The following is a 26,372-nucleotide window of genomic DNA, read 5'->3' on the forward strand; positions in this document are numbered from 1 at the left end:
GAGCGCCCCCATGCCGCCTCTTCCTTCTGAACTTGCCTACGTCCCCTTCGTGTCGGTCGAACACATGATGGGCCTGGTTCACCATATCGGCATCGAAACCGTGCTGCGCGATCTGGCGGACGAGATTGAAGCCGACTTCAAACGGTGGGAGCTTTTCGACAAGACGCCGCGCGTTGCCAGCCACTCGGATGTGGGTGTGATCGAGCTGATGCCGACCTCGGACGGCGAGATGTACGGCTTCAAATATGTAAACGGCCATCCGAAAAACACCAAGGAAGGGCTGCAAACCGTGACGGCGTTTGGGCTACTGGCAGATGTGAACTCGGGTTATCCAAAACTTCTGTCGGAAATGACCGTGCTGACCGCGCTGCGGACTGCAGCGACCAGCGCCATGGTCGCCAAGCAACTGGCGCCGAAGGGATCGACCACCATGGCCATGATCGGCAATGGTGCGCAGTCAGAATTTCAGTGTCTGGCGTTCAAGGCGATTTGTGGGATCGAAACTGTGCGGCTCTACGACATCGACCCGGCGGCGACCGAAAAGGCCGCGCGGAACTTGTCGGGGCATGGGCTGAATGTCGTGTCCTGCAAGACCGGCGAGGAAAGCATGGAGGGCGCGCAGATCATCACCACCTGCACCGCCGACAAGCAATATGCCACGATCCTGACCGACAACATGATCGGCGAGGGCGTGCATATCAACGCCATCGGTGGCGACTGCCCCGGCAAGACCGAGCTGCACCGCGACATCCTTTTACGTTCCGACATCTTCGTGGAATACCCCGAACAGACGTGGATCGAGGGCGAGATCCAGCAGTTGGACCAAGGGCACCCGATTACTGAGATGTGGAAGGTCATTACCGGTCAGGCAAACGGGCGGACGTCTGACAAACAGATCACGCTGTTTGACAGCGTCGGTTTCGCGATCGAGGATTTCTCGGCACTCCGCTATATCTCGAACGCGATCGAGGGCACGGCTTATTTTACCCGGCTGGATATGCTTGCGGACCCTGATGATCCGCGGGACCTGTTCGGAATGCTGGAACGGTCGAAAGACTGACACAAAAAAGGGGCGCACACCAGTCTGGTTCGCGCCCCTTCCTGTTCAATGCGAAGCGATCAGGCGATGAATTTCTTATAGGCCACTTCATCCATGTAGTCGTCCAGCGGGCTGGTGTCGGATGCTTTGATCTTGAACAGCCACGCGTCACCTTCGGGGTCGTCGTTGACCTTGCCCGGTTCGTCCACCATGGTCTCGTTCACTTCGGCGATTTCGCCATCTAGCGGGCTCAGGATGTCGGACGCCGCTTTCACGCTTTCGATCACAACGATTTCGTCATCTTTCGAGACAGTGTCGCCAGCCTCGGGCAGTTCCAGAAAAACCACGTCGCCCAACTGCTCGGCCGCATGGGCGGTGATGCCCACAACGTAGACGCCATCTTCTTCGCGCAGCCATTCGTGTTCTTCGGTGTAATACATTCGGTGTCTCCTGCTGGTTTGATCTGACCGTATCGCCGCCCGCGCGCGGCGGCAAGAGCTTGTATCCCACCGCATGCGGGTGCAGTCTTCGCGTTATGAACACACCAGTGAATGACCCGCATTTCTTTGGCTATGGTTCCTTGGTGAACCGGCAGACACACAGCTATGACAACCCGCGTGCAGCGCGGGTAACGGGGTGGCATCGGGCGTGGCGGCGGTCTCCGCTCCGGGCGTTGTGTTATCTGACAGCGGTGCCGGACAGTTCGGATTATATCGAAGGGCTGATCGCGTCAGTCCCCGGCGCGGATTGGGCAGCTTTGGATGAACGCGAGCGCGCCTATGCGCGCGTGGCTTTGGGACCAGAAATCCGCCATGAGGGTGGGGATCTGGACGTGGCAATCTATGCGATTGCACCCGGCGAGCATCACGCGCCGACGGACGACAACCCGGTTTTGCTTAGTTATCTGGATGTGGTTGTGCAGGGCTATTTCCGCGAGTTCGGACTGGACGGTGTCACCCATTTTTTTGAGACGACCGAGGGCTGGAATGCCCCGATCCTGAACGACCGCGCAGATCCAATCTATCCACGTGCACAGGTGCTGAGTGCGGAAGAGATTGCGCTGGTGGACGAAGGCCTGTCGCGCTTATCGGCGGTTGTGAAAGAGCGAGATGAGACGGGTTTGTCGTTGGTACGGATGCGCGGTGCTGGGGCATAGACCAGCTTCGGCCTTGTTCAGAACGCGGACGGACAGGATCATGGCAATCCCCGCAAAAGCTACGCCGCCGATGGCTTGACCGATCAACACCCCGGGGGCACCCCAATAGGCAGCTCCGATCATCACCAGAGGGATGGTGCCAAGCGTCTGGCGCCCCCAGTTCACCCAAGTGGAATAGAACGGGTGGCCAAGGTTGTTGAAGCTGGCATTGGTGACGAAAATCACCCCGTTGAAATACCACGCCAGCGCAAGCGGGCCGCAGAACAGGAAGACCAGTTCGCGGCTTAAGCCTTCGGCGTTGAACAGATCCGCGATGGGGCCGCGTGCCAGATACAGAAGCGCTGTGACCACAAGTGTCACCACCAAGACGAACAGCAGCCCGTCCCGGATGGACCCGCGCACGCGATCCATCTTTCCAGCCCCGAAATTCTGCCCGACTATTGGTCCGATGGCCCCCGACAAGGCAAAGATTGTCCCGAAGGCGACGGGAACCAGACGCCCGATGATGGCCATGCCTGCCACAGCGTCTTCCCCGAATTCAGCCATCGAGCGCGTGACATAGGCCTGCCCCACGGGGGTTGCGAACTGGGTCAGAATGGCGGGCAGGGCGATGGTGGCGATGGCGGGAAAATCCACGCTAAACTCGGCCCGCGTGGGGCGATCCAAGCCGCCATAGTATTTGAAGATCGGATAGATCGACATGACCGCCACGGTCAGACGCGCCGCAACCGAGGCCAGAGCCGCGCCGGTCAGGTCCAGATTGAACCCGAAGATCAGGATGGGGTCGAGGATCGCATTCACAACGCCCGCACCAATGGTGGCCATCATGGCGCGACGTGCGTCTCCGTGTGCACGTAGGATCGCGCCGCCTACCATACCAGCAATCAAGATCGGAAGACTGGGCAAGATGATCCGCAAATACGATGTGGCTAGGGCAAGTGTGTCTCCGGACGCGCCCAGAAACGCGACCAGATTGGGGGTGAAATACCAGACGACGGCGGCGAAGATTGCCCCGATGATCATGCCGTAGAACAGCGCCGTGGCGGCCCGGCGACGCGCGGTGTGCGGCTCGCCTTCGCCCAAGGCGCGTGCCACCAGCGCACCCGCCGCGATAGACATCCCGATCCCGAAGGACGAGGTGAAAAACAAAAGCGCACCAGCATATCCGACTGCTGCGGCTAATTCGTCCCGGCCCAGCATCGAGATGAAGATCATGTCGACCAGATCGACCAGAAAGATCGCCATCAGCCCGACCGACGATGTCATCGACATTACCGTGATATGCCTAAGCAGACTGCCTTCGAGAAACTTCGCCTGTGCCTCGGCCATGATTGTCACCTTACCTGTTCGCTACAGGTCAGCATGACGCAGAACACGTGGTAGCGCCAGTGGCGGATGTGCACAGGGTCTGTGCGCAAATTGGCTAAGTGCGGTCAAGCTTTGCGTATCAGGACGACGCCTGCCCAAGCAAACCACACGATAAAGCCCAACCCGAAGATCATACCAAAAGCTTCGAGCGGCGGCATGATGGTCAACAACCCACACCCACCGATTACAAAACCAAATGCGTTTAGAAATCGTGGTAGAATACCGGAATTCCATGCCGCAAGGCCGACTGTAATGACCCAGATGGATCCCGCAATTTCGTTCCCTCCGCCAAGGCCGTTCTCGATCGTCGTGACCATGTGCCAAAGCTGGGCGGCCTGTTCGGGGGATCCCGTGTGAGACAGGACCTCGGTCAAGCCAACATTCGCGATCATGCCTGCACCCATGACCAAAGCGGCCCAGATCAAGCCAAAGCCAAGCGACAGGTCTGACAGGACCGGCGTGTGAGGGTGCAACAGCGCGCGCAGGGCGATGACCAGAGCGGCCAGTGCCACAGCGTTCACCACGTAGATGACCAGATACCAGACCGATAATGTAAGCTGCTGGGCGTTCAAAAACGAAAGCAGCTCTTCAGGCGTCGGGGTCTGTGCGCCAAAGCCAGCTGGCTCTAGCACCGCGACCATGATCGCGATACCGAAAAGGTATGTAGCCGCGCAAATAAGCCCACCTAAAGCGCCTGCGGTGCGATATCCGGACATGTTTAGTTCCCCTGGCTTGCAACCTGAGGTGAGGTTAGCCTTTTGCGCGGATCACTTGTAACAGAGGCATCAGCGACGACATGTCCGGGCCGCGCTCCATGCCGGTGACGGCTTTGCGCAGTGGCATGAACAGGCCCTTGCCTTTGCGACCGGTTGCCTCTTTCACGGCAGAAGTCCAGTTGGACCAGCTGTCGCCGTCATAGGGTGCGTCGGGCAGAAGAGTCATGGCTTCGGCGATGAAGTCCTTGTCCTCGTCGTCGATCATCGGTTCAGCGCCGTCGCGGCACAGCACCCACCAACCTTCGAGATCACCCAACGTGGTGATGTTTTCGCGGGCGACGGACCAGAAGGCCTCGGCCATTTCACCGGGCACGCCAATTTCGTCCAACTTTGCGGAAACAGCTTCAACGGGCAGGGCCGAGAGATAACGGGCGGTCAGCGGGAACAGGTCTTGGACATCGAACTTGGTCGGGGCCGAGCCGAAGGTCGACAGATCGAAGCCTTCGATGATCTCGTCCAGAGAGCTGCGCAGCTCGACCGGTTGCGACGATCCCAAACGCGCCAGCAGGCTGAGCAGCGCCATCGGCTGCACGCCCTGTTCGCGCAGGTCGCGGATGGCCAGCGTACCCAGACGCTTGGACAGAGCCTCGCCCTGCGGGCCGGTCAGAAGCGAGTGGTGTGCAAAGCTGGGGACAGTGCCACCCAATGCTTCGATGATCTGAATTTGCGTACCGGTGTTGGTTACGTGATCCGAGCCACGCACAACGTTTGTGATGCCAAAATCGATGTCATCGCAGACCGACGCCAGCGTATAGAGGAACTGCCCGTCACCACGGATCAGCACTGGATCAGACACGGATGCCGCGTCGATCGAAATGTCGCCCAGAATGCCGTCGGTCCAGTTGATCCGTTCGTGATCCAGTTTGAAACGCCAGTGGCCCTGACCGCGTTCGTCACGCAGCTTGGCCTTCTCGTCATCTGACAGCGCCAGCGCCGAGCGGTCATAGACCGGCGGTTTGCCCATGTTCAGTTGCTTCTTGCGCTTCAGGTCCAGCTCGGTCGGGGTCTCGAAACACTCATAGAAGCGGCCCATGTCACGCAGCTCTTGCGCGGCAGCTTCATAGCGGTCCAAACGATCCGACTGCTTTTCCACACGGTCCCATGTCAGGCCCAGCCATTCCAGATCTTCCATGATCGCGTCTGCATATTCCTGCTTCGAGCGTTCTGGGTCTGTGTCATCCAAGCGCAGGATGAACTGGCCACCCGATTTGGCAGCGATCAGATAGTTGAACAGCGCGGTGCGCAGGTTGCCCACATGGATATAGCCGGTGGGCGAAGGGGCGAAACGGGTGGTGGTCATGGGTTGATCTCCTTGGCGGTCCCTCTTTCATATTGGCCCGTCTTTGTCCATAATATTCACTATGGAAACGTCTGCCCCCAGTTTGGCGCAGATCGAGCAACTTGCGCTTGAGGCGCGTGCCCATCTGCCTGACCCGTTTGCCGAGCCCGCCCTGGATGTCGGTATCCATGTGGCCGAGATCCCGGATGCCAGCATATTGGCCGATCACGAAATTGCCGATCCCTATACGCTGACCGGGCTGTATGTCGGTGTGCCTATGACCGAAAAGATGCCAAGCGATCAGCCTTTGGCGATGGACGCAATCTGGCTGTTCCGGCGGCCCATTTTGGATGAGTGGGCGGCGCGCGGGAACGTGACCATGGCCGAGCTGGTAACCCATATCGTCGTACACGAATTCGCACATCACTTTGGTTGGTCGGACGAGGATATCGCCGCGATTGACCGCTGGTGGGAATAGTCGTCGTTCAGGTCGGCTGGACGGGCCATTTCTTGTCGAGGTCTGCAAGCCCCGCGCGGATCAGCTCGGCGAGGACATCCAGATCAATATCAGCCAATTTGTTCACATACAGGCAGGACTTGCCCATCTTGTGTTTTCCAAGGCGTGCAAGGATATCGCCGTAATCGGCATATCCCGGCATGATATAGATCGAGTGGCGCGCCTTGCGGGGTGAGAAACCGGTGGCCAGAAAATCGCCCTGCCGCCCGCTGTCATAGTCATAGTGATACTGGCCATATCCGATGATCGATGGCCCCCACATGACCGCTTTGTATCCGGTCACGCTTTGGAACAGTTGATCAAGTACCTTAGCGTCTTCTTGTTTTGACGCAGGTTCGACCGACGCGATGAAATTTTCAGCAGTTAGGTCGGTTGGTGTTGTTTTGTTCTGGGCCATGTCTTGCCGATCTTTTCACGATGACGTGACGCGCATCAATTCAGGATGATATCCGAGTATAGTTCACCCTGTCGCATTAACAAAATCCAACAAATTGGAGAATGACATGACAGATTTTCCCATCCCTCGCATTTCACGGCGTCACTTGCTGGCCATGGGGGCCGCGTCGCCTCTGGTTGCTTTGGCTGCAGCGCCAGCCCGCGCCATGGCTCCGCAGTTGGGCGCGCAAACCATTGATGCGCGTCGGTTCAAGCTGGGGTCGTTCGAGGTGACAACCTTGCTGGCAGGTGCGCGCACGGTGCCGGACCCTCAGACCATTTTCGGCATGAATGTCGGCGCAGACGAGTTCGCCACTGCAAGTGCGGGCGCCAATATCCCGACGGATGCGGCCCAGTTTTTCTTCACGCCCACCTTGGTGAACACCGGGGTCGATCTGGTTCTGTTTGATACTGGCTTGAATCCCGAAGGGATCACCGCGGCAGTGACCGCAGCCGGATACACTCCCGATGATGTCGATGTTGTCGTCATCACCCATATGCATGGCGATCACATTGGTGGGCTGTCGGGCGATGCGGGCGCAACCTTCCCGAACGCACGCTATGTGACCGGCGCGGTCGAGTTCGATCACTGGGCGGCTGCCGGAAATGAACGGTTCGATGCCAAAGTGGCACCGTTGGCTGAACAAACGACGATGCTGAACCCCGGCGACGCAGTCCTGTCAGGGATCGAGGCGGTCGAAGCCTTTGGCCATACGCCCGGCCACATGGCTTATCGCTTGGACAGCGACGGGCAGTCGCTATTGATCGCGGCGGATTTCGCCAACCACTATGTCTGGTCGCTGGGCTATCCCGATTGGGAGGTGAAGTTCGATATGGACAAATCAGCCGCCGCTGCCACACGCAGATCTCTGCTGGGCATGCTGGCCGCCGAGAAGATGCCCTTCATCGGCTATCACATGCCGTTCCCGGCGCTGGGATATGTTGAGGCCCGTGATCAAGGCTTCCAATACGTGCCGCACAGCTATCAGCTGTTGATGGGATAAACACGCAGGCGGGGTGGCTTAGGTGCCGTCCCGCCAGCGGTTCACGATCGGATAACGCCTATCCAGCCAGAAGCTGCGCTTGGTCAGGCGGGTGCCGGGCGCAGACTGGAAGCGTTTGTATTCGCTGATGAAGACCAGATGCTCGATCTTCTTGACCGTTGCCTTGTCAAAGCCTTCCGCAACCAGATCGGCCACGGATTTCTCGTCATCGATCAATCCTTCAAGGATCGCATCCAGCACGTCATAGGGCGGCAGGCTGTCTTCGTCCTTCTGATCCGGGCGCAGCTCGGCGGATGGCGGCTTGTCGATGATCGAGACGGGGATGACCTCGCCTTCCGGGCCTTTCATCCAGTCTCGGTGATTGGAGTTGCGCCAGCGGCATTGTTCGAAAACGCGCGTTTTATACAGGTCTTTGATCGGGTTATAGCCCCCCGACATGTCGCCATAGATCGTGGCATAGCCCACCGCGACCTCGGATTTATTGCCGGTGGTCAAAAGCATCGCGCCGGTCTTGTTGGACAGGGCCATCAACAGCAGCCCGCGCAGGCGGGACTGGATATTTTCCTCGGTCACGTCGGGCTGGGTGCCTTCGAAGAACGGGGCGAGTGTATTGGTGATCGCGTCGCGGCCTTCCTTGATCGGCACGAAATCATAGGTGCAGCCCAAACGGGTCGCGATGTCCTTGGCGTCGTCGAGCGAGCCTTGCGACGTGTATTCCGACGGCAGCATGACGCAACGCACGTTTTCTGGGCCAAGCGCGTCGGCGGCGATGGTCGCAACAATCGCGCTGTCGATCCCGCCAGACAGACCCAGCAGCACCTGTTTGAACCCGGTCTTGCCCATATAGTCGCGCAGGCTTTCAACCATTGCGCGGTAGTCCTGTTCCCACTCATCGCCAAGGGAAGCGATGGGGCCGCTTTCGATCCGCCAACCATCGTCAGAGCGGGTCAGATCCACGTGGCGGATCTCTTCATCAAAATTGGACATGCGGAATGCCAACTCTCCGCCCGGGTTCAGGGCAAACGTGGCGCCGTCAAAAACCTGATCATCCTGTCCGCCGACCATGTTCAGATAGACCAACGGCAGGCCGGTTTCGACCACACGGCCCACCATATGGTTCAGGCGCACGTCGAACTTATTGCGGTAATAGGGCGAGCCGTTGGGGATCAGCAGAAATTCAGCGCCGCTTTCGGCCAGCGTTTCGCAGACATCTTCCGCATGCCACGCATCTTCGCAAATCGGGGTGCCGATGCGGATCGGTCCCATTGAATATGGGCCTTGCGGGTCGGCCGACGTGAAATGACGTTCCTCGTCAAAGACGGTCTCATTGGGCAGACGCTGTTTCAGGATCCGCGTGGCGATCTTGCCGCCTTGCAGGATGTAGTACGCGTTGTACAGATCCTTGCCGTCATGATACGGCGCGCCGATGCCCATCGCGGGGCCGTCCGCGCAGTCTTTGGCCAGTGCCTCGACCGCGTTCATCGCGTCGCGGAAGAACTGCGGGCGCATCACCAGATCCTGCGTCTGGTATCCGGTCACGAATGCCTCGGGCAGGGCCAGCATGTCGCTGCCGGCCTCTTTCGCCGTTTTCCAGGCTTCGCGTGCCTTGTCAGAATTGGCTGCAATTGCGCCTACGGTTGGGTTCAGTTGTGCCAGTGTCAGGCGGAAATTGTCACTCATCGCGCTTGTCCTTCTGCCCGGTCCTTCTATTGGTCTGGCCGGGGATGGTTCGGCACAGATGTAGCAGGTTTGCCCGCAGGATAAAGGGGCTGGATCGCTAGGGTGTACGGGAAAAGCGTTGTCTCGGCTTTTTGGACAGCATAGTCTGGGCGCGAACGCGCTTCGGCCGTCCAATAACAAGTCAAAGAATTTAAACGAGGTTTCGAGATGCAACGCCCCCTGTACGGATTTCGCGGGTTGGTCGCCCTAACGCTTTTGCTGCCTTCGGTGGCGGTGGCGCAGGTCGAAACCAAACAGTACGAGGACGGCTCGGTTTACGAGGGGACGTTCAAGGGCGGATTGCAGCACGGCATGGGTACGCTGACCCTTCCGTCGGGTTATGAATACACGGGCGAATTCATTGACGGCGAGATCGTCGGTCAAGGCGTCGCGCGTTTCCCGAACGGGTCCGTTTATGAAGGTAACTTTGTGAAGGGTAAGCCCGAAGGATTCGGCAAGATCACCTTTGCAGACGGCGCTAGTTTCGAAGGCGACTGGGTGGATGGCAAGATCAACGGCTCGGGGCAGGCGCTTTATGCCAATGGCATTCAATACGAAGGCGGCTTTCGCAACGCGATGCACCACGGGCAAGGACGGCTGCAAAGCCCGTCCGGCTATGTCTATGAAGGCGATTGGGTTGCTGGCGTGAAAGAAGGCCGGGGCAGGTCCACCTATTCTGACGGATCCGTTTACGAAGGTGGCATGCGCGGCGGAGAGCGCGACGGCGCAGGCAAGCTAACCCAGCCGGACGGCATGATGTATGAAGGCAATTGGGCGCAGGGTCAGATGGACGGTGAGGGTGTGCTGACGCAAGCCAATGGCGATGTTTATTCCGGTCAGTTTCAAGCCGGATCCCGGCAAGGGGCTGGAACGGTCAACTACGCCAATGGGGACCGTTACGAAGGCGGCTTTGACGCAGATCAGCGGCACGGCATAGGTGTCTTTGTCGGAGCGGATGGGTATCGCTACGAAGGCGGCTGGGTCGCCGGCGTAATCGAAGGCGAAGGCGGTGTGACCTATCCCGACGGCTCTGTCTATAAGGGCCAGTTCAAAGCTGGACTGGCTGATGGCAAGGGTATGATCACCTATCCTGACGGCAGCAGTTTTGAAGGCGACTGGAAGGGCGGCGTGATCGAAGGTAAGGGCATTGCCCTGCTGGCCGACGGCGCACGCTATGAGGGTGATTTCAAAGAAGCGCTATTCGACGGAGAAGGCGCATTGGTCACGTCAGATGGTGCCAGTTATTCCGGTGGATGGCAGTCCGGGATGTTCCACGGCCAAGGCGTGTCGAAGCTGGCGGATGGCTCGATTTATGAGGGCGAGTTTGTCGGCGGCAAACGCGAAGGTCGCGGCAAGTTCGTGACCGCTGACGGGTTCAACTATGATGGTGCTTGGCGCTCGGGCTTGTTCGAAGGGGCAGGCATTGCGATCTACCCCGGCGGAGATCGTTATGAAGGTAGCTTCAAAGACGGCAAACGTCATGGTCAGGGCGTGGTCTATCGCGCGGACGGCAGTCAGGAAGAGGGTGTCTGGGAAGAGGGTGTGCTTGCGGACGCCGTTGAAACGGCCCCGGCGCCAGCAGTGGACAGCGATGCTGCCGCGGCTGCGGCAGAGGCTGCTGGTGCGGCCTCGACCGCAGGAGCAGATAACGCCCCGACAGACGACCAAGCTGATAGCGAATAACATCCTGAAGGATGGGCCTGTTCCGGTGGTTTCCTGAAAAAAGGGCTTTAACTTGGCAAAATCCGACGTATATTTGCGCCCATGACGACGCAGACCCATATCATTTACCGCCCCGCACTGGGCCTTCTGCTACTGCTTAGCCGCCTCTGAGCGTGCCGTTTTGGCGCGACCGCTCAGGGGACACGCCAGCCGCGCCACGAACCGGCCCTACCCAAGTGGGCCACATAGGCTAAGAACTTATATCTAAAGAGACCAAGACAATGACCAATCCCTCGGATCACGTGTTGATTTTCGACACCACTTTGCGTGACGGTGAACAAAGCCCCGGCGCAACCATGACCCATGACGAAAAGCTCGAGATCGCCGAGATGCTGGACGAGATGGGTGTGGACATCATTGAAGCGGGCTTCCCGATTGCGTCCGAAGGCGACTTCGCGGCTGTTTCGGAGATTGCAGAGAACTCCAAGAACTCGGTGATTTGCGGCCTGAGCCGTGCCAATTTCAAGGACATTGACCGCTGCGCCGAAGCGGTGCGCAAGGCCGCAAAGCCGCGCATTCACACCTTTATCGGTACCTCGCCCCTGCACCGCGCTATTCCTGACCTGACCAAGGACGAGATGGCCGACCTGATCCACGAGACTGTCAGCCATGCGCGCAATCTGGTGGATGATGTGCAGTGGTCGCCAATGGATGCGACCCGGACCGAGCACGACTATCTGTGTCGCGTCATCGAGATTGCGATCAAGGCGGGTGCGACCACGATCAATATTCCCGATACGGTGGGCTATACCGCGCCGCGTGAAAGTGCCGACCTGATCCGCATGCTGATTGAACGTGTGCCGGGTGCGGACGAGATTGTCTTCGCCACCCATTGTCACAACGATCTGGGCATGGCGACTGCCAACGCCCTGGCTGCGGTTGAAGCGGGCGCACGGCAGATTGAATGTACGATCAACGGACTGGGCGAACGTGCGGGCAACACCGCACTGGAAGAGGTCGTCATGGCCCTGAAAGTGCGCAACGATATCATGCCCTACCAAACCCAGATCGACACGACGAAGATCATGAACATCTCGCGCCGCGTGGCGCAGGTGTCGGGTTTTGCGGTGCAGTACAACAAGGCCATCGTCGGCAAGAACGCTTTCGCCCATGAAAGCGGTATTCACCAGGATGGCATGCTGAAGAACCCGGAAAACTTCGAAATCATGCGCCCCGAAGACATCGGTCTGGCCGGTACCTCGCTGCCATTGGGTAAGCACTCGGGCCGCGCGGCGTTGAAGGCCAAGCTGAATGATCTGGGCTTTGATGTGGGTGACAACCAGTTGAAGGACGTCTTCGTGCGCTTCAAGGACTTGGCCGACACCAAGAAAGAGGTGTTCGACGACGATCTGGTCGCCCTGATGACCGACGGCACCGATGACGCCAATGACCAGTTGCAGGTGAAATCCCTGCGCGTGGTCGCGGGCGGCGAGGAAAAGAACACCGCCGATCTGACCATGACCGTGAACGGGGTCGAGCACAAAGTGACCTCGGAAGGTGATGGTCCGGTTGACGCGGCGTTCAACTGCGTGAAGATGATCTTCCCGCATGACGCGCGTTTGCAGCTGTATCAGGTACATGCCGTGACCGAAGGGACCGACGCGCAGGCGACGGTATCGGTGCGGATGGAAGAGAACGGCAAGATCGTGACTGGCCAGTCCTCGCACACGGACACAATCCTGGCTTCAGTCCGGGCTTACGTGAACGCTTTGAACAACCTGATCACCCGGCGCGAAAAGACCAAGCCCGAGGGCGTCTGATCAGAAAACACTATGCGGGCAAATTTAATTTTGCCCGCATAACAAAGGTTTTGTTCGAAAAATGAAAGTCTTGCGTGCCATGGGCGGGCGATCTTTCATCTATTGTTTGATTTTCACATGTTCTTGGCGATAAGCCGCTTGCCCGTTTGCATTAGGGCTTTCACCGCAGGGCTTGGACGCTTATATATCCACCGGTCTGCACCTTAGGGGAGTCGCGGGCAAGAAGGGCATTTGAACGGGATAGGCATCCAAATGGCAGGGCTTTCGAGTTTGTTTTCGTCGGATATGGCGATTGACCTTGGGACCGCGAATACGCTGGTCTATGTGAAGGGCAAGGGCGTCATTCTGAACGAGCCCTCGGTGGTCGCTTATCACGTGAAAGATGGTGTGAAGAAAGTTCTCGCCGTGGGTGAAGATGCCAAGCTGATGCTGGGCCGCACACCCGGCTCGATCGAGGCGATCCGACCGATGCGCGAAGGCGTCATTGCTGACTTCGACAGCGCGGAAGAGATGATCAAACACTTCATCCGCAAGGTGCACAAACGCACGACGTTCTCGAAACCGAAAATCATCGTTTGCGTACCGCACGGTGCAACCCCAGTTGAAAAGCGCGCCATTCGCCAGTCGGTTCTGTCGGCAGGCGCACGTCGTGCCGGTCTGGTGGCTGAACCCATCGCTGCCGCCATCGGGGCAGGCATGCCAATCACCGATCCAACCGGTAACATGGTTGTTGATATTGGTGGCGGGACGACCGAGGTCGCAGTTCTGTCGCTGGGTGATATCGTTTATGCGCGCTCGGTCCGTGTGGGCGGCGACCGGATGGACGACTCGATCATCAACTATCTGCGCCGTCAGCAGAACCTTTTGGTGGGAGAAACCACCGCAGAGCGTATCAAGACCACCATCGGTACCGCACGTATGCCCGATGACGGTCGCGGCACATCGCTTCAGATCCGTGGGCGTGACCTGCTGAACGGTGTCCCGAAAGAAACCGAAATTAATCAGGCGCAGGTTGCCGAGGCACTGGCCGAACCGGTGCAGCAGATTTGCGAAGCCGTGATGACCGCGCTGGAAGCCACCCCGCCCGATCTGGCGGCTGACATCGTGGATCGCGGCGTTATGCTGACCGGTGGCGGTGCGCTGTTGGGCGAGCTGGACCTAGCCCTGCGCGAGCAGACCGGCTTGTCCATCTCGGTTGCAGATGAAAGCCTGAATTGTGTGGCACTGGGCACCGGCAAGGCGCTGGAGTTCGAAAAGCAACTGCGCCACGTCATCGACTACGACAGCTGATCGGGTCTGCCCCGCCGGTGGGGCGCGCCCGTCGGGTAACCGGAGGCCAGATTGGCACGCAAACCGAACCAGACCGAGGAATATGGCCGTCCGCTGCGCAGGTTGTTTGTCGGCCTGCTTATGCTGTGCTTGTTTCTGGTGTTTCTGGTCTGGCGGATCGACAGTCCGCGGGTGGAACGTTTCCGATCAAACCTGATTGATACAGTGGTGCCCAGCTTCGACTGGGCCTTGGTGCCGGTGACCAAGCTGGTCGGTATGGTCGAGAATTTCCAGTCCTACACACGGATTTACGAGCAGAACCAAGAATTGCGCCGCGAGCTTCAGCAGATGAAGGCGTGGAAAGAAGCCGCACTCCAGTTAGAACAAGAAAACGCGCAACTTCTGAACCTGAATAACGTGCGGTTGGATGCACAGCTAAGCTATGTGACCGGTGTTGTGCTGGCAGACAGCGGCTCTCCTTTCCGTCAGTCGGTGCTTCTGAACATTGGCACCCGTGATGGGTTGGTTGATGGATGGGCCGCGACAGATGGTTTGGGGCTGGCAGGGCGTATCGCGGGCGTGGGGAAGCGCACCAGCCGCGTGATCCTGCTGACCGATAGCAACAGCCGCATTCCGATCATGGTGCAGCCATCCGGGCAGGATGCGCTGTTGGTTGGTGACAACTCCGCCGCCCCACCGATCGAGTTCTTGGAAAGTCCGGAAAAAGTCCGACCCGGCGACCGTGTCGTGTCGTCTGGCGACGGGGGCGTGTTCCCGGCGGGACTTTTGGTAGGCCATGTGGCGATGGGAAGCGACCGCCGCCTGCGGGTGCGCTTGGCTGCGGATTACGAGCGGCTTGAGTTTCTGCGTGTGCTGCGCAGCCACCCGGGCGAAATGGTCGAAGGCGAGGGCAGCCTGATCGTTTCGACCCCGGCAGTGCCACCGGTGTTGGTCGAGGCAGAAGAGGTTGGCGAAGAAGAAGACCCAACCGCCGCAAACGGGGACGCAGACGAATGACCGATCGCGTCACGCTTCTTCGTTGGGCTTTCTGGGGACTTCTGGTCGCAATCTCGGCAGGGCTATTGTTTGTGAAGCTTCTGCCATTGGATCTGAGTGCGGGCCGCTTTCCCGGCCCTGACATCTTTATAGGCTTTGTGATGGCGTGGATGCTGCGCCGCCCGGACTATGTGCCAATCTTGTTAGTCGCCATCCTGATTTTCCTTACCGATCTTCTATACCAAGACATACCCGCCGTCGGCGCCCTGATGGCGGTTATCGGGCTTGAGGTTCTCAGACGACGCGAGGCAGGATTGCGCGAACAGCACTTTGTGATCGAGTGGGGCGCCGTTTCCGCAGTGTTGTTGGCGATGCTTTTGGGCGAACGGATCCTGCTCATGGTCTTCTTTGTCGAACAGATCCCCTTTGGTCGGGCGCTTTTGCAGTTTATGACCACTGTCGCCGCCTATCCGGTGGTGGTTTTCATCTCGGTCTTCGTGTTGGGCGTCGAGAAACTTCAGCCGGGTGATGATCCTGTGCGGAGTCAGGCGGCATGAAGCGTTCCCCCTCAGATACCGAGGCAAGCGCCCGCAAGATTACCCGACGAGGTTTGCTTTTGGGCGGGCTTCAGGTTTCGTTCGCGGCGATGCTTGTGGGACGGATGCGGTACATGCAGGTCGAACAGGCCGATGAATATCGCAACCTCGCTGAAGAAAACCGAGTGAAGTTTTCATTGATCCCGCCCGCGCGTGGGCTGATTTATGACCGCAACGGGGTGCTGATTGCAGGAAACGAACAGAACTATCGCATCGTAATGGTGCGCGAGGATGCGGACGACCCGGAAGCGGTGTTGGAGCGTCTTCGAAAGATCGTCTGGATTGACGATGCGGATGTGAAACGCACTTTGGATGAAATGCGCCGCCGCAGTCCCTTTGTGCCCGTAACCGTTGCCGATCGTGTCGCGTGGGAAGATCTTGCTGAAGTCGCTGTGAACGCACCTGCTTTGCCCGGCATCACGGCCGAGGTCGGCATGTCGCGCAGCTATCCGCGCGCTGATGATTTCGCGCATGTGATCGGCTATGTGGGACCGGTTTCGGACTATGATCTGTCCAAGTTGGAAGACCCTGATCCCCTTCTGCAGATCCCGCGCTTTCAGATCGGCAAAAGCGGGGTGGAAGCGAAGATGGAGCTAGACCTGCGCGGCTCGGCGGGGACGCGCGAAGTCGAAGTAAATGCCGTCGGTCGAGAGATGCGCGAACTGGGCCGCGAGGAAGGCCGTGCCGGTGACAACATCCAGTTGACCGTGGATGCCGATCTGCAGGCATATGTGCAAGCGCGTCTGGCCGGCGAAAGCGCAGCAGCGGTTGTGATGGACACAGTTACGGGTGATTTGCTGGCCATCGGGTCGGCTCCGACCTTCGACCCCAACAAGTTCGTGCGCGGAATTTCCAGCAAGGACTACAACTCGCTTCTGAACGACATATACCGCCCGCTAGCTGCAAAGCCGGCTCAGGGCACCTATCCACCCGGATCGACCTTTAAGATGGTTACGGCCTTGGCCGCACTTGAGGAAGGTGTCATCGATTTGAACGAGACCATACGCTGTGTCGGCCGGGTCGAGGTTCATTCGCGCAATTTCCACTGTTGGAAGCGATCAGGGCACGGGGCTGTTGATCTGGCGAAAAGCCTGCGTGAAAGCTGTGACATCTATTATTACGAGATCGCCCAACGAGTCGGGATCGAAAAGATCTCGGCGATGGCGCGCAAGTTAGGACTGGGTGAACGCCATGATTTACCCCTGTCCGCTGTCAAACAGGGTCTGATCCCCACCAAAGCTTGGAAACGCGAAGCGCGCGGGGCCGATTGGGTGATCGGCGACAGTCTGAACGCAGGCATTGGACAGGGTTTCGTGCTGGCCTCGCCCCTGCAGCTGGCAGTGATGACCGCGCGGCTCGCGACAGGGCAGGCGATTCATCCGAGGCTTGTACGTTCAGTCAACGGGGTCGAGGCACCAGTGCGTAATGACGGACCCTTGGATATCAGTTCGAGTAACTTGGCCGCAATTCGTCAGGGCATGTACGAGGTTGTGAACGCAAAGCGCGGAACGGCTGGGCGATCCAAGATCGTGGGCGACGACCTGCGCATGGCGGGCAAAACCGGCACAAGTCAGGTTCGCAACATCACTGCCGCTGAACGCGCGCGCGGGGTTAGCCGCAATGAAGACCTGCCGTGGGAACGGCGCGACCACGCGCTGTTTGTCGGCTATGCGCCGCATGATAACCCGCGCTATGCTGTTTCGGTCGTGGTCGAACATGGCGGTGGCGGGTCCAAGGCCGCGGCCCCGATTGCGCGCGATGTGATGTTGCAGGCAGCTTATAAGGGGCAACCCCCGCTCGAGGCGTACCCCTCGAACCAGCGCGGTACCATCCGCTCTCGCCAACGCGACATCGAAGAGATGTTGGAAATGCCACATGACGAGCGGGTGAAGGCCGCCGAGGGTCGGGCATGAGCTATCTTGAATATAACGTCAAATACGTGCCGTCCGGGCTGCGCAAGGTTCTTTATCTGAACTGGTCCCTCGTGCTGCTGTTGACCGCCGTTGCCAGCGTTGGTTTCCTGATGCTGTTTTCGGTTGCTGGTGGAAGTATGGACCCGTGGGCCATGGCGCAAATGAAGCGTTTTGCGCTGGGCATGGGGCTGATGTTCATCATCGCCATGGTGCCCATCTGGTTCTGGCGGAATATGGCGGGGGTGGGGTATCTGCTTTCGCTGGTCTTGCTGGTTTTGGTCGAGGTGATCGGTTCGGTCGGTATGGGCGCGCAGCGCTGGATCGACCTTGGCTTTATGCGTCTGCAACCGTCCGAGCTGATGAAGATCACCTTGGTAATGATGCTGGCGGCTTACTATGACTGGCTTGATATCAAGAAAGTATCGCGTCCGCTTTGGGTGCTTATCCCGGTGATCCTGATCCTTTTGCCGACCATTCTGGTGCTGCGGCAGCCAGATCTCGGCACCTCGATCCTGCTGGTCACAGGGGGCGGTGTGATCATGTTTTTGGCGGGCGTCAGCCTGTGGTATTTTGGGGCGGTTATCGCCTCGGGTGTGGGGCTGGTTACATCAGTCTTCATGTCGCGGGGCACGGAATGGCAGCTGTTGAAGGACTATCAGTACCGCAGGATCGACACCTTCCTTGACCCGTCTTCGGATCCTTTAGGGGCTGGATATCACATCACCCAGTCAAAGATCGCGCTGGGGTCAGGCGGTTGGACCGGCCGGGGCTTCATGCAGGGCACGCAGTCGCGTCTGAACTTCCTGCCGGAGAAACACACCGACTTCATCTTCACCACTCTGGCGGAAGAATTCGGCTTTCTTGGAGGCGCGTCGCTGTTGACGCTTTACGTTCTGATCCTTGCGTTTTGCGCGATCTCGGCCTTCCAAAATAGGGACCGTTTCAGCTCGCTTTTGATCCTCGGAATTGCCGTCACCTTTTTCTTGTTCTTTGCCGTGAACATGTCCATGGTGATGGGCCTTGCCCCGGTTGTCGGGGTGCCGTTGCCAATGGTCAGCTATGGCGGATCTGCCATGCTGGTTTTGCTGGTAGGCTTCGGTTTGGTCCAAAGCGCACATGTACATAGAGCGAGACAAAAGTGATGAGCATCAATGTCCTGTATGCAGGCAATCCCAAACGCTGGGATGTCTATCAGCACGAGATCAGCAAGGCGCTTGATGACATCGATATCGAGGCCACCCTGTCTTGCGATCTGCCCGCCGATCAGGTCGACTATATCATCTATGACCCAAACAGCGCGCTTCAGGACTTCACCCCCTTCACGCGCGCCAAGGCGGTGCTGGGCCTTTGGGCTGGTGTGGAACGGATCGTCTATAATCCGACCCTGACCCAACCCTATGCGCGCATGGTGGATCAGGGGCTAAGCGAAGGCATGACCGAGTGGGTCGTTGGTCACGTTCTGCGCCACCATCTGGAAATGGATCAGGACATTCACAACACCGACCCTGCGTGGGGCCGTCTTGCGCCGCCCTTGGCGCGCGACCGCCGTGTCGGCATTCTGGGATTGGGAGAGTTGGGGCAGGTCGCCGCTAAAGCACTGACCGATCTGAACTTCCCGGTGTCGGGTTGGAGCCGAGGCGCAAAATCCATTGACGGTGTAACCTGTCTTCATGGCGATGACGGGTTGGAACAGGTGCTGCATAATTCGGACATTCTGGTCCTGCTGTTGCCTGCCACAAAAGCGACCGAGAACGTCCTGAACGCCGAGCGGATCGCGATGCTGCCCGAGGGGGCAGTGATCATCAATCCGGGACGTGGGCCGTTGATTGATGATGCGGCGCTTTTGGATGCGTTGGATCGCGGCCATATTGCGCATGCGACATTGGATGTGTTCCGCGTCGAACCCTTGCCAGATGACGATCCTTTCTGGGCCCACCCGAAAGTCACAGTCACGCCGCATATCGCCTCGGATACACGTCCTGACACGGCGGCGAAGGTCATTGCTGAAAACATCCGCCGTGGCGAAGCGAAAGAGCCCTATTTGCATCTGGTGGACAAAAAAGCGGGCTACTAAACCCTGTCGGCCTTAGAACTCCATCCAGATTGTGATGGGGCCGTCATTCACAAGCGATACTTTCATGTCGGCACCAAAGCGGCCCTGTGCGACCTCGATCCCGTGACCGCGCAGTTGGTCCGAGAAATACTCGTACAGTCGCTCGCCTTCGTCTGGACGGGCCGCCGTTGAAAATCCCGGACGGTTCCCGCGCGAGGTGTCTGCGGCCAATGTGAACTGGCTGACCACCAGAACCGCGCCGCCTGTGTCCAGCACGGATCGGTTCATCTTGTCCGCGTCATCCTTGAAGATCCGCAGCTTCGAGATCTTGGCCGCCAACGTGTCAGCATTCGCCTCGGCGTCCCCGTCCATCGCGCAAACCAGAACCAAAAGGCCGGGGCCGATTTCACCAACGGTTTCGCCATCCACACGGACGGCGGCTTCGCTGACGCGCTGGATCAAAGCTCTCATGTGATGTCCTTTCCATGCCAGTTTACCCATTCGCCCATTTCTGCCCGTTCGGTGCGGAAACTGTTGGCGGGGTGGGCTTCGTCGCTTCGCCCAAAGGCGATGCCGCAGAGGATCACGCGATCTTCGGGCAAATCAAACCAGTCGCGCAGGAAGGGCGCGAAGGCGGCCACTGCTGCTTGCGGGATCGTGGCCACGCCCTGTGCGGTGGCGGCCAGACAAAACCCGGTCACGAAGCCTCCGCAATCCAGATAGGCATAGGGGCCAAGCTCGGCTGGGGCGGTGATCAGAGCGATATGTGGTGCGCCGAAAAAACGGAAGTTCTCCAACATCTGCTGACCGGATGCTGCGCGATCCCCGGGCGTGACGCCCACGCTTTTGTAAAGCTGCAGGCCACAGGTCTTGCGGCGGTTTTGGTGCAACCCGGTGTAGGCACTGGGCCAGTCCACGTCGGGGTTCTGTTGTGACTGCATCGCATGGGCATAGAAGGCGTCGCGCAGCCGGTCGGTTTCCGGAGCGGTTGTGATCTCGACCTGCCATGGCTGAGCATTACACCAGCTTGGCACCTTCTGTGCTGATCGCAGGATCTGTTCGATCACCGGATCGGGGATCGGATCGGGGCGGAAAGCGCGGCAGGAATGGCGGGCGCACAGAAGCGCGTCAAAGTGATCGGGATCCATGGGTACCTTCTATTGGCTTTGGGCCGACAGATAGCCGATCACACCAGCCGCGATCAGCCCCAAAATCACCGCAAAGGTTATTTTCCAGACTGAGTACGGGCGCTCGCCCTGCACGCGTCCGTTTTGTCCGTTCACCACAAAGCGATAGGTCTTGCCGCGATATTTGTAAGCAGCCAGCCAGACCGGCAGCAGAATGTGCTTGAAAGTCAGGTCGGACATGTCGGTGTCCATCGAGGTGACACGTTGACGATCCCCGCCAATATCGAACTTCACATCCCGCAGGATGATGCGGTTCATATAGTCACGCGCTTCGGTAAAGCCCTCGTCCAGTTCGACCGTGTACCCTTCGGCGCGGAAACCGGCCAGATACTCGGGTCGGTAGGGTTCAAGGCGAGATAGATCCCACGGTTCCAGCGCATCAGTGTATTTCTTCGGAAGTCCCCTTGAGGCGAGTACCAGTACATCATCAAAGAACCGCGCTACGCGGCCCGACACAGAGGTCCAGCGGACGTGCTTTGTCGTGCGCTGTTCGCGTTTGCCGTTCACTGTGACCGTTCGTGTGCGTTCATGCACGATCCCGCGCTGGCCCGCATAGCGCGTCTTGGTGTCTGCATCAAAGGTCCAATAAGGCACATAGATGCCCGTCATCTTGCGCCCTTTGCGGGCGTAATCCTGCAGGCCGTTTGGCGCAAACCACAAACGCCCCAGCCAGTCTGTCATAGCCTTGCGCGCCTCGCGCTCTTCGATCTCGAACGGGGCCAGACCTTTGGGCTTGATATGTCGATGCGTGCCCGTATCGGTCACGACTGGCGTGGCGCAGAAGGGGCATTCGGCGGCGTGGGTGTGCGTGTCGAACTCGAACTGGGCGGCGCAGTTGGGACAGCTTACCACCCGCGTCTCTTCCATCTCGTGATCCGGAAGATCTGCCGATAGGGCGCGTTTCAGGTCCAGTTCGCGAATGACAGGCTGGGCGGGTTGTCGATCCTCGATAGGAGACTTGAAGCCGCAATGGTCACACGTAAGCTGATTGTGCTCGGGATCAAACCGCAGATCCGCCCCGCATTGGTCGCAGGGGAAGCGGTGTTCCTCGATGGGTGTTTGGGTGTCTTCGCGCGGATAGGCCATCCGGGGGAAACCTCGTCAGAGATAGGCGTGGGGAAGGGGCGACCCAGCAGGCCGCCCCGTCAGATCATCGATCAATTCACGCGCCCGGCGGGGGCGGCGGCAATATGGTGAAAAGCTGGGCCAGCTCAGCCACATCTTCTGCCCGCATCCAACCGTCTTGACCTGGGGTCCAGACATGGCTGTCGCGGCTAAGCTCGCCGGCTGTTGCCATACGGCCCATAGCGGCCTTCGAGAATGGCCCTTTGGTTTCACCGTTCTCGGCAATATGCCAGACATGTTCAACAGGCGGGGGCGGAGGAGGCGTTTGCGCGCGGGCAGCGGGGGCTGCGCCCCACGGACCAGCCTGCATTTGGCCAGCCATGCCCATGCCCATGGCAGCGCCCATGCCAGCACCCATCGACGATGCCATGGCCGAGGTCTCGGCGCCCATCGCCTCGGCTGCGTTGAACTTCATATAGTTGTCCAGATTTCCGGCGATCCCCATCGAGGTGCGCTTGTCCAGAACCTCTTCTACTGCCGGCGGCAGCGAGATGTTTTCGATATAGAACTCGGGGATCGACAGGCCGTAATCGGCGACAATGCCCGTGATCTCGGCCGCAACGATCTTGCCCAGATCGGCGGTGTTGGCGGCCATATCCAAAACAGGGATGCCCGCACTTGCGATCACGCGGCTGAAGGCCTGCACGATGATGTTGCGGATTTGGAAGCTGATCTCATCCATCGTGAACTCGCCATCGGTGCCCACGATTTCCACAAGGAATTTGGCGGGGTCCGTCACGCGGACGGAATAGGTGCCAAAGGCACGAATGCGGGTCGGGCCGAACTCGGGATCACGCAGCATGATCGGGTTCTTGGTGCCCCATTTCAAATCATTGAATCGCGTCGTGTTGACGTAATAGATCTCGGACTTGAAGGGAGATTTGAAGTTGTGATCCCAGTGGTTGATCGTCGTCAGGATCGGCATGTTGTTGGTTTCAAGCATATACAGGCCGGGCGTGAAGACATCCGCCAACTGGCCCTCATGAACGAACACGGCAGCTTGACCTTCGCGCACGGTCAGCTTGGCACCATATTTAATCTCGTGATCCTCGCGTTCAAAACGCCAGACCATCGTGTCGCGGCTGTCATCCACCCAATGAATGACGTCGATGAATTCGCCAGTCAGAAAATCAAGAATACCCATGGTCAAATCCTCCTAGGGGGCAAACGGGTCAAACAGAGCCGCCCATAAGTTCGGCTGCAATTTTGGTGAAGATCGGGCGCGCTTCGTCTGCGCTCATGCCCGGTTGCAGGCGTTTGTCATAAAGCATCTGCAACAAAAGTTCGTCATGCGAGGTCAGAAGTCCGAACTCGTCTGAATCGTTAAAGATCGAGGGGCGGGCCACAGGGCTGTCATTGGGAAGGCCAAGACCCTGCGCCAGTTCTTCGTGCAAACAGGCCGCGCGCATCAGGTCAGGCAGTTCCGCCCGGATTACGGCAACAGCCCGTTCAATCTGATTGTCGTCATCCCGGTCAACGGCCAATACGACGCATTGCGTATCACGACGAAGGCCGATGATCTCGCGCTGATCAGACGGGTTGATGCCGGGGATGGCAGCGCGCAGGCCGGGGCCGAACCCGCGCCGTTCGTCTTCGGTCAAGATGAACACGTTGAAATTGCCACCGCTGGACGCTTCACTGATCGGGTGGCCGGTGTGGCGCGCCAGGCGGGTGACGTATTTCGAGAAGGTTTGGCGGTCTTTTTGCTGGCTGTCTTCCGGCACCTGATCCCCGAAGCTTATCGAGAACCGGACCGGTCGCGCCCAGCGGGTCAGCTTGACCGCCCGTTCTTGTGAGACACGGCGGTTTCCGATTGTGCTGTATTCGCTATTGAATGCGATGCGTTCGAAGTTGCGTGCCAACATCTCGGCAGTGAAGGGCGTGTCCGGCCCTCCGCCGTCCCGTCGCAGCTGGTCGTGGATCAAAAGGCTGCTTTGGATCTTTGCGTAATAGTTCTTGTAAAAGGCGCTGCCACCGGACGGGGGCGACAGGGTCAGAGGCGCCAGTGGTTTTTCCGCTACGGGGCGTTGTGCCGGAGCAGACGCGGGTTGTTGCATATTGCAGGCCGCCACAGCAGTCAGGGCCGTCATCGCAACGACGGCCCTTTTGAAGTTCTGAAATGCGGTTCTGCTCACCACTACGCCTTTCGGGTTTTCGCCCTTCTTAGCTGGCCGACACGCTTTCCGCCAGATTGTGACCCGATGCGGTGCCACGTGCCTTGGCGGCAGCCAGAGTGTCTTTCAGCTCGGCTTCCATTTTGATCAGCTCTTCTTCGGCTGCGGCGCGCTTGGCTTTGCCTTCGTCGGCGATGGCCAGGCTTTCCTCGATCGTGGCGATCAGGGTGGCGTTGGCCGATTTCACGGCTTCGATGTCGAAGACGCCGCGTTCCATTTCCTGACGGACCATGCGGTTGGCCTCTTGCAGGTTTTCTGCATTGGCGGTCAGCAGTTCGTTGGTCAGGTCAGTGGCGTCTTTCACAGCCACCGCCGCTTCGGCCGAGCGCTGGATGGTCACAGCTTGCGCCAACTGGGTTTCCCACAGCGGAACGGTGTTCACCAAGGTCGAGTTGATCTTGGTCACCAGCGACTTGTCGTTTTCCTGCACCAGCCGGATCGAGGGCAGCGACTGCATCGTCACCTGACGGGTCAGTTTCAGGTCGTGTACACGGCGCTCCAGATCGTCACGCGCGGCGCGCAGGTCACGCAGTTCCTGCGCTTTGATCACACCTTGCTCTTCAGGGGCCGCTTCGACCTCGGCGACTTTGGCGGGGATCACGGTGTCATCAAGCTCGGCCAGTTTGGCTTCACCTGCCGAGATGTACAGCGCCAGCTCGTTATAGAAATCGAGTGTCTTCTCATAGAGCTTGTCCAGCGACTTGATGTCCTTCAGAAGCACGTGTTCGTGGTTCAGCAGGTTGTCGGTGATCTTGTCGATCTGGCCCTGAACGTCTTCATAGCGCGCCATGAATTTGGCAGCGGGCGCCAAGCGACCCAGAAGTTTTTCCCACCAGCTGCGCTTGCGGCGCATGTCCAATTCGCTGATCGAAAACCCACGGATCGTAGTGACGATGTTGCGCAGGCTGTCGCCCGCTGGGCCGACATCCTTGTTGCGCACACCTTGCAGCATGTCTTGGCTGATCACCTGAAGCTCTGCCTGAGCAGCCGAGCCGAATTCGATGATCGACTGGCTATTGGCCATGTCAATCTCGTCCATGCGCTTCTGAATTTCAGCGCTGGTTGGCTTGTCGGCCTCGGTCAGGGGTACCAGAGCGGTCGAGGGCTCGGGCAGGATCACGGCGGTGGCTTCTTCAATCTCTTTCAGTGCGGCTTGCGCTTGTTCACGGGTGGTTTGGGTCATGAAATTGTCCTCGTCACTTAATCTTCAGTACGCACGCCTTCGCGTGCCAGTCGTTCGCGCAGAACCTCGATCTCCACATCAAGGTCACTACGATCGTCATTCAAGAACTGTTTGGTCTTCGCAGCAAAATTTGCCTCGAGATCATCCAACAGAGTTTCATAATCGACCAACGCGCCACCATTCGGGTCGCGAAGGTGAATGTCGACAAATTTGGTCGTCGCATCGCGGGCACCCAGCAGGTAGACGCCCAAATACTTGCGGGCAGACGTCAGGTCGCGGGGATCGTCTTCGACCGTACGGAACATGTCGCGGGCGGTGGCGATAAACTGATCCAGACGCGCCTCGATGTGGCGGTTCCGAATGCGGGACACGGCGTCTCGCATGGCGTTCAGGTGCTTCTCAGCCTCGCCCACGGCGCGCGCCACACGGTCGGTTTGAAACTCGTCAATGCCCTCGGCACCTTTATTGCGCAGAGGGTCCGGGCCAAACGCGGCCAGATGCAAGCCGATACCAAGCGCGCCAAAAATCACGGCGTTCAGCACCGAGCCTCCGGCAAAGCCCACCAGTGCCAGACCCGCTCCCATTAGGGCCGAGCCGAAAAGCTTACGCGGGATGGCAGGGCGGCGCGCAATTTTTCGCGCGTCATATGCTTGATGCGCCATCACGCCGTCGCGGGTCAGCCAAGCCGAACCGATCAGCAATCCGAATGCCACAAGGGTCAGAGCCATTTCTGTTGGCGGTTGAAAAAACGCGCGGATCGCAAGGGGCAGGGGGGCCAAGAACAGAAAGTTCACGCGCCCGGCGCTTCGTGCAGGCTCTTGCCCATCAAAAGGGCGGCGGGCTGGCGGAGAATTCTTCGGCTGTCCACCGGGGCTGAACTCGCCCCCAAATCGTTGTGCCATTACGCCCCTCCCATGATCGAGACATAGAGGATCAGCGCGAGCAGCATGAAGAACGCAGTCTTCTGCAATCCGTTTTCAGACACGTTCGCCCCCTTCCAGGAACGGCGTTGCAATCACCTGAAAGGCCGAGGCACGATCCCGCGCCGCGCGGCCTTTTAGAACAACACGTTCCATGAATTTTGTATCAGTAAGAAGAATA

Annotated in this window: 25 protein-coding genes; 12 read left to right on the forward strand and 13 right to left on the reverse strand. The window is 58.8% G+C overall.

Features of this window, described 5'->3' with window-relative positions; translation table 11 throughout:
• Positions 1-10: 10 nt before the first annotated feature.
• The gene (locus ACP15F_RS02200; RefSeq protein WP_424939215.1) at positions 11-1,060 is read left to right on the forward strand and encodes an ornithine cyclodeaminase; all 1,050 of its coding nucleotides are present in this window, start codon (positions 11-13) and stop codon (positions 1,058-1,060) included.
• 59 nt (positions 1,061-1,119) lie between these two features.
• On the opposite strand, the gene gcvH is transcribed toward ACP15F_RS02200, so the two are convergent.
• The gene (gcvH, locus tag ACP15F_RS02205; RefSeq protein WP_424939216.1) at positions 1,120-1,479 is read right to left on the reverse strand and encodes a glycine cleavage system protein GcvH; all 360 of its coding nucleotides are present in this window, start codon (positions 1,477-1,479) and stop codon (positions 1,120-1,122) included.
• A gap of 107 nt (positions 1,480-1,586) precedes the next feature.
• Between gcvH and ACP15F_RS02210 the strand changes: the two genes are divergently transcribed.
• A complete protein-coding gene (locus tag ACP15F_RS02210) occupies positions 1,587-2,195 on the forward strand; it encodes a gamma-glutamylcyclotransferase family protein (RefSeq protein WP_424939217.1) in 609 nt (202 codons plus the stop codon).
• Here the strand turns inward: ACP15F_RS02210 and ACP15F_RS02215 are convergent.
• The 3 genes from ACP15F_RS02215 to gltX all read right to left on the reverse strand — a co-directional run bounded on the left by ACP15F_RS02215 (position 2,124) and on the right by gltX (position 5,639).
• Positions 2,124-3,524: an MATE family efflux transporter gene (locus ACP15F_RS02215; protein ID WP_424939218.1), complete on the reverse strand. Its 1,401-nt coding sequence runs from the start codon at positions 3,522-3,524 to the stop codon at positions 2,124-2,126. The two genes, ACP15F_RS02210 and ACP15F_RS02215, sit on opposite strands and share 72 nt — an antisense overlap.
• A gap of 104 nt (positions 3,525-3,628) precedes the next feature.
• On the reverse strand, positions 3,629-4,279 hold the full coding sequence (locus tag ACP15F_RS02220; protein WP_424939219.1) for a DUF4386 family protein: 651 nt from the start codon (positions 4,277-4,279) through the stop codon (positions 3,629-3,631).
• A gap of 34 nt (positions 4,280-4,313) precedes the next feature.
• Positions 4,314-5,639, reverse strand: coding sequence for a glutamate--tRNA ligase (gltX, locus tag ACP15F_RS02225; protein ID WP_424939220.1), 1,326 nt, complete (start codon positions 5,637-5,639; stop codon positions 4,314-4,316).
• Between the two features lie 61 nt (positions 5,640-5,700).
• On the opposite strand from gltX, the gene ACP15F_RS02230 reads away from it, so the two are divergent.
• Positions 5,701-6,096, forward strand: a complete 396-nt coding sequence (locus tag ACP15F_RS02230; RefSeq protein WP_424939221.1) for a metallopeptidase family protein — start codon at positions 5,701-5,703, stop codon at positions 6,094-6,096.
• Positions 6,097-6,103: 7 nt separating this feature from the next.
• Here ACP15F_RS02230 and ACP15F_RS02235 read toward each other — a convergent pair whose 3' ends face one another.
• The gene (locus ACP15F_RS02235; protein ID WP_424939222.1) at positions 6,104-6,532 is read right to left on the reverse strand and encodes a DUF1801 domain-containing protein; all 429 of its coding nucleotides are present in this window, start codon (positions 6,530-6,532) and stop codon (positions 6,104-6,106) included.
• A 106-nt stretch (positions 6,533-6,638) separates the two neighbouring features.
• Here ACP15F_RS02235 and ACP15F_RS02240 point away from each other — a divergent pair, with 106 nt between their 5' ends.
• Entirely contained in the window at positions 6,639-7,574 is a 936-nt protein-coding gene (locus tag ACP15F_RS02240; RefSeq protein ID WP_424939223.1) for an MBL fold metallo-hydrolase, read from the forward strand.
• A gap of 18 nt (positions 7,575-7,592) precedes the next feature.
• Here ACP15F_RS02240 and ACP15F_RS02245 read toward each other — a convergent pair whose 3' ends face one another.
• A complete protein-coding gene (locus tag ACP15F_RS02245) occupies positions 7,593-9,254 on the reverse strand; it encodes an NAD+ synthase (protein ID WP_424939224.1) in 1,662 nt (553 codons plus the stop codon).
• Between the two features lie 207 nt (positions 9,255-9,461).
• On the opposite strand from ACP15F_RS02245, the gene ACP15F_RS02250 reads away from it, so the two are divergent.
• The 8 genes from ACP15F_RS02250 to ACP15F_RS02285 all read left to right on the forward strand — a co-directional run bounded on the left by ACP15F_RS02250 (position 9,462) and on the right by ACP15F_RS02285 (position 19,623).
• Positions 9,462-10,976, forward strand: a complete 1,515-nt coding sequence (locus tag ACP15F_RS02250) for a 2-isopropylmalate synthase (protein WP_424939225.1) — start codon at positions 9,462-9,464, stop codon at positions 10,974-10,976.
• Between the two features lie 260 nt (positions 10,977-11,236).
• A complete protein-coding gene (locus ACP15F_RS02255) occupies positions 11,237-12,775 on the forward strand; it encodes a 2-isopropylmalate synthase (protein ID WP_424939226.1) in 1,539 nt (512 codons plus the stop codon).
• Between the two features lie 252 nt (positions 12,776-13,027).
• Complete coding sequence (locus tag ACP15F_RS02260; protein ID WP_424939227.1) at positions 13,028-14,065, forward strand: rod shape-determining protein; 1,038 nt, start codon at positions 13,028-13,030, stop codon at positions 14,063-14,065.
• 51 nt (positions 14,066-14,116) lie between these two features.
• Complete coding sequence (gene mreC / locus ACP15F_RS02265) at positions 14,117-15,061, forward strand: rod shape-determining protein MreC (protein ID WP_424939228.1); 945 nt, start codon at positions 14,117-14,119, stop codon at positions 15,059-15,061.
• A complete protein-coding gene (locus tag ACP15F_RS02270) occupies positions 15,058-15,597 on the forward strand; it encodes a rod shape-determining protein MreD (RefSeq protein ID WP_424939229.1) in 540 nt (179 codons plus the stop codon). Before mreC ends, ACP15F_RS02270 begins: the two co-directional genes overlap by 4 nt.
• On the forward strand, positions 15,594-17,549 hold the full coding sequence (mrdA, locus tag ACP15F_RS02275; protein ID WP_424939230.1) for a penicillin-binding protein 2: 1,956 nt from the start codon (positions 15,594-15,596) through the stop codon (positions 17,547-17,549). The genes ACP15F_RS02270 and mrdA overlap by 4 nt, the downstream gene beginning before the upstream one ends.
• Positions 17,546-18,691: a rod shape-determining protein RodA gene (gene rodA, locus ACP15F_RS02280; RefSeq protein WP_424939231.1), complete on the forward strand. Its 1,146-nt coding sequence runs from the start codon at positions 17,546-17,548 to the stop codon at positions 18,689-18,691. Before mrdA ends, rodA begins: the two co-directional genes overlap by 4 nt.
• Positions 18,691-19,623, forward strand: coding sequence for a 2-hydroxyacid dehydrogenase (locus tag ACP15F_RS02285; RefSeq protein WP_424939232.1), 933 nt, complete (start codon positions 18,691-18,693; stop codon positions 19,621-19,623). The genes rodA and ACP15F_RS02285 overlap by 1 nt, the downstream gene beginning before the upstream one ends.
• 12 nt (positions 19,624-19,635) lie before the next feature.
• Here ACP15F_RS02285 and dtd read toward each other — a convergent pair whose 3' ends face one another.
• From dtd to ACP15F_RS02320, 7 genes are all read right to left on the reverse strand, one after another.
• Entirely contained in the window at positions 19,636-20,073 is a 438-nt protein-coding gene (gene dtd / locus ACP15F_RS02290) for a D-aminoacyl-tRNA deacylase (RefSeq protein WP_424939233.1), read from the reverse strand.
• Entirely contained in the window at positions 20,070-20,750 is a 681-nt protein-coding gene (locus tag ACP15F_RS02295; protein WP_424939234.1) for a nitroreductase family protein, read from the reverse strand. The genes dtd and ACP15F_RS02295 overlap by 4 nt, the downstream gene beginning before the upstream one ends.
• A gap of 9 nt (positions 20,751-20,759) precedes the next feature.
• Positions 20,760-21,875, reverse strand: coding sequence for a primosomal protein N' (replication factor Y) - superfamily II helicase (locus ACP15F_RS02300; RefSeq protein ID WP_424939235.1), 1,116 nt, complete (start codon positions 21,873-21,875; stop codon positions 20,760-20,762).
• Between the two features lie 76 nt (positions 21,876-21,951).
• Complete coding sequence (locus ACP15F_RS02305; RefSeq protein WP_424939236.1) at positions 21,952-23,058, reverse strand: SPFH domain-containing protein; 1,107 nt, start codon at positions 23,056-23,058, stop codon at positions 21,952-21,954.
• Between the two features lie 28 nt (positions 23,059-23,086).
• Positions 23,087-24,049 (reverse strand): DUF2927 domain-containing protein, encoded by a 963-nt coding sequence (locus ACP15F_RS02310; protein WP_424939237.1) that lies wholly within the window; start codon positions 24,047-24,049, stop codon positions 23,087-23,089.
• A 28-nt stretch (positions 24,050-24,077) separates the two neighbouring features.
• Complete coding sequence (locus ACP15F_RS02315) at positions 24,078-25,271, reverse strand: toxic anion resistance protein (RefSeq protein WP_424939238.1); 1,194 nt, start codon at positions 25,269-25,271, stop codon at positions 24,078-24,080.
• 17 nt (positions 25,272-25,288) lie between these two features.
• Entirely contained in the window at positions 25,289-26,173 is an 885-nt protein-coding gene (locus ACP15F_RS02320; RefSeq protein WP_424939239.1) for a 5-bromo-4-chloroindolyl phosphate hydrolysis family protein, read from the reverse strand.
• Positions 26,174-26,372: the final 199 nt, after the last annotated feature.

Origin of the sequence: Aliiroseovarius sp. S253, assembly GCF_049800855.1 — a bacterium.
In the GTDB taxonomy this organism is placed as follows: Bacteria; Pseudomonadota; Alphaproteobacteria; order Rhodobacterales; family Rhodobacteraceae; genus Aliiroseovarius.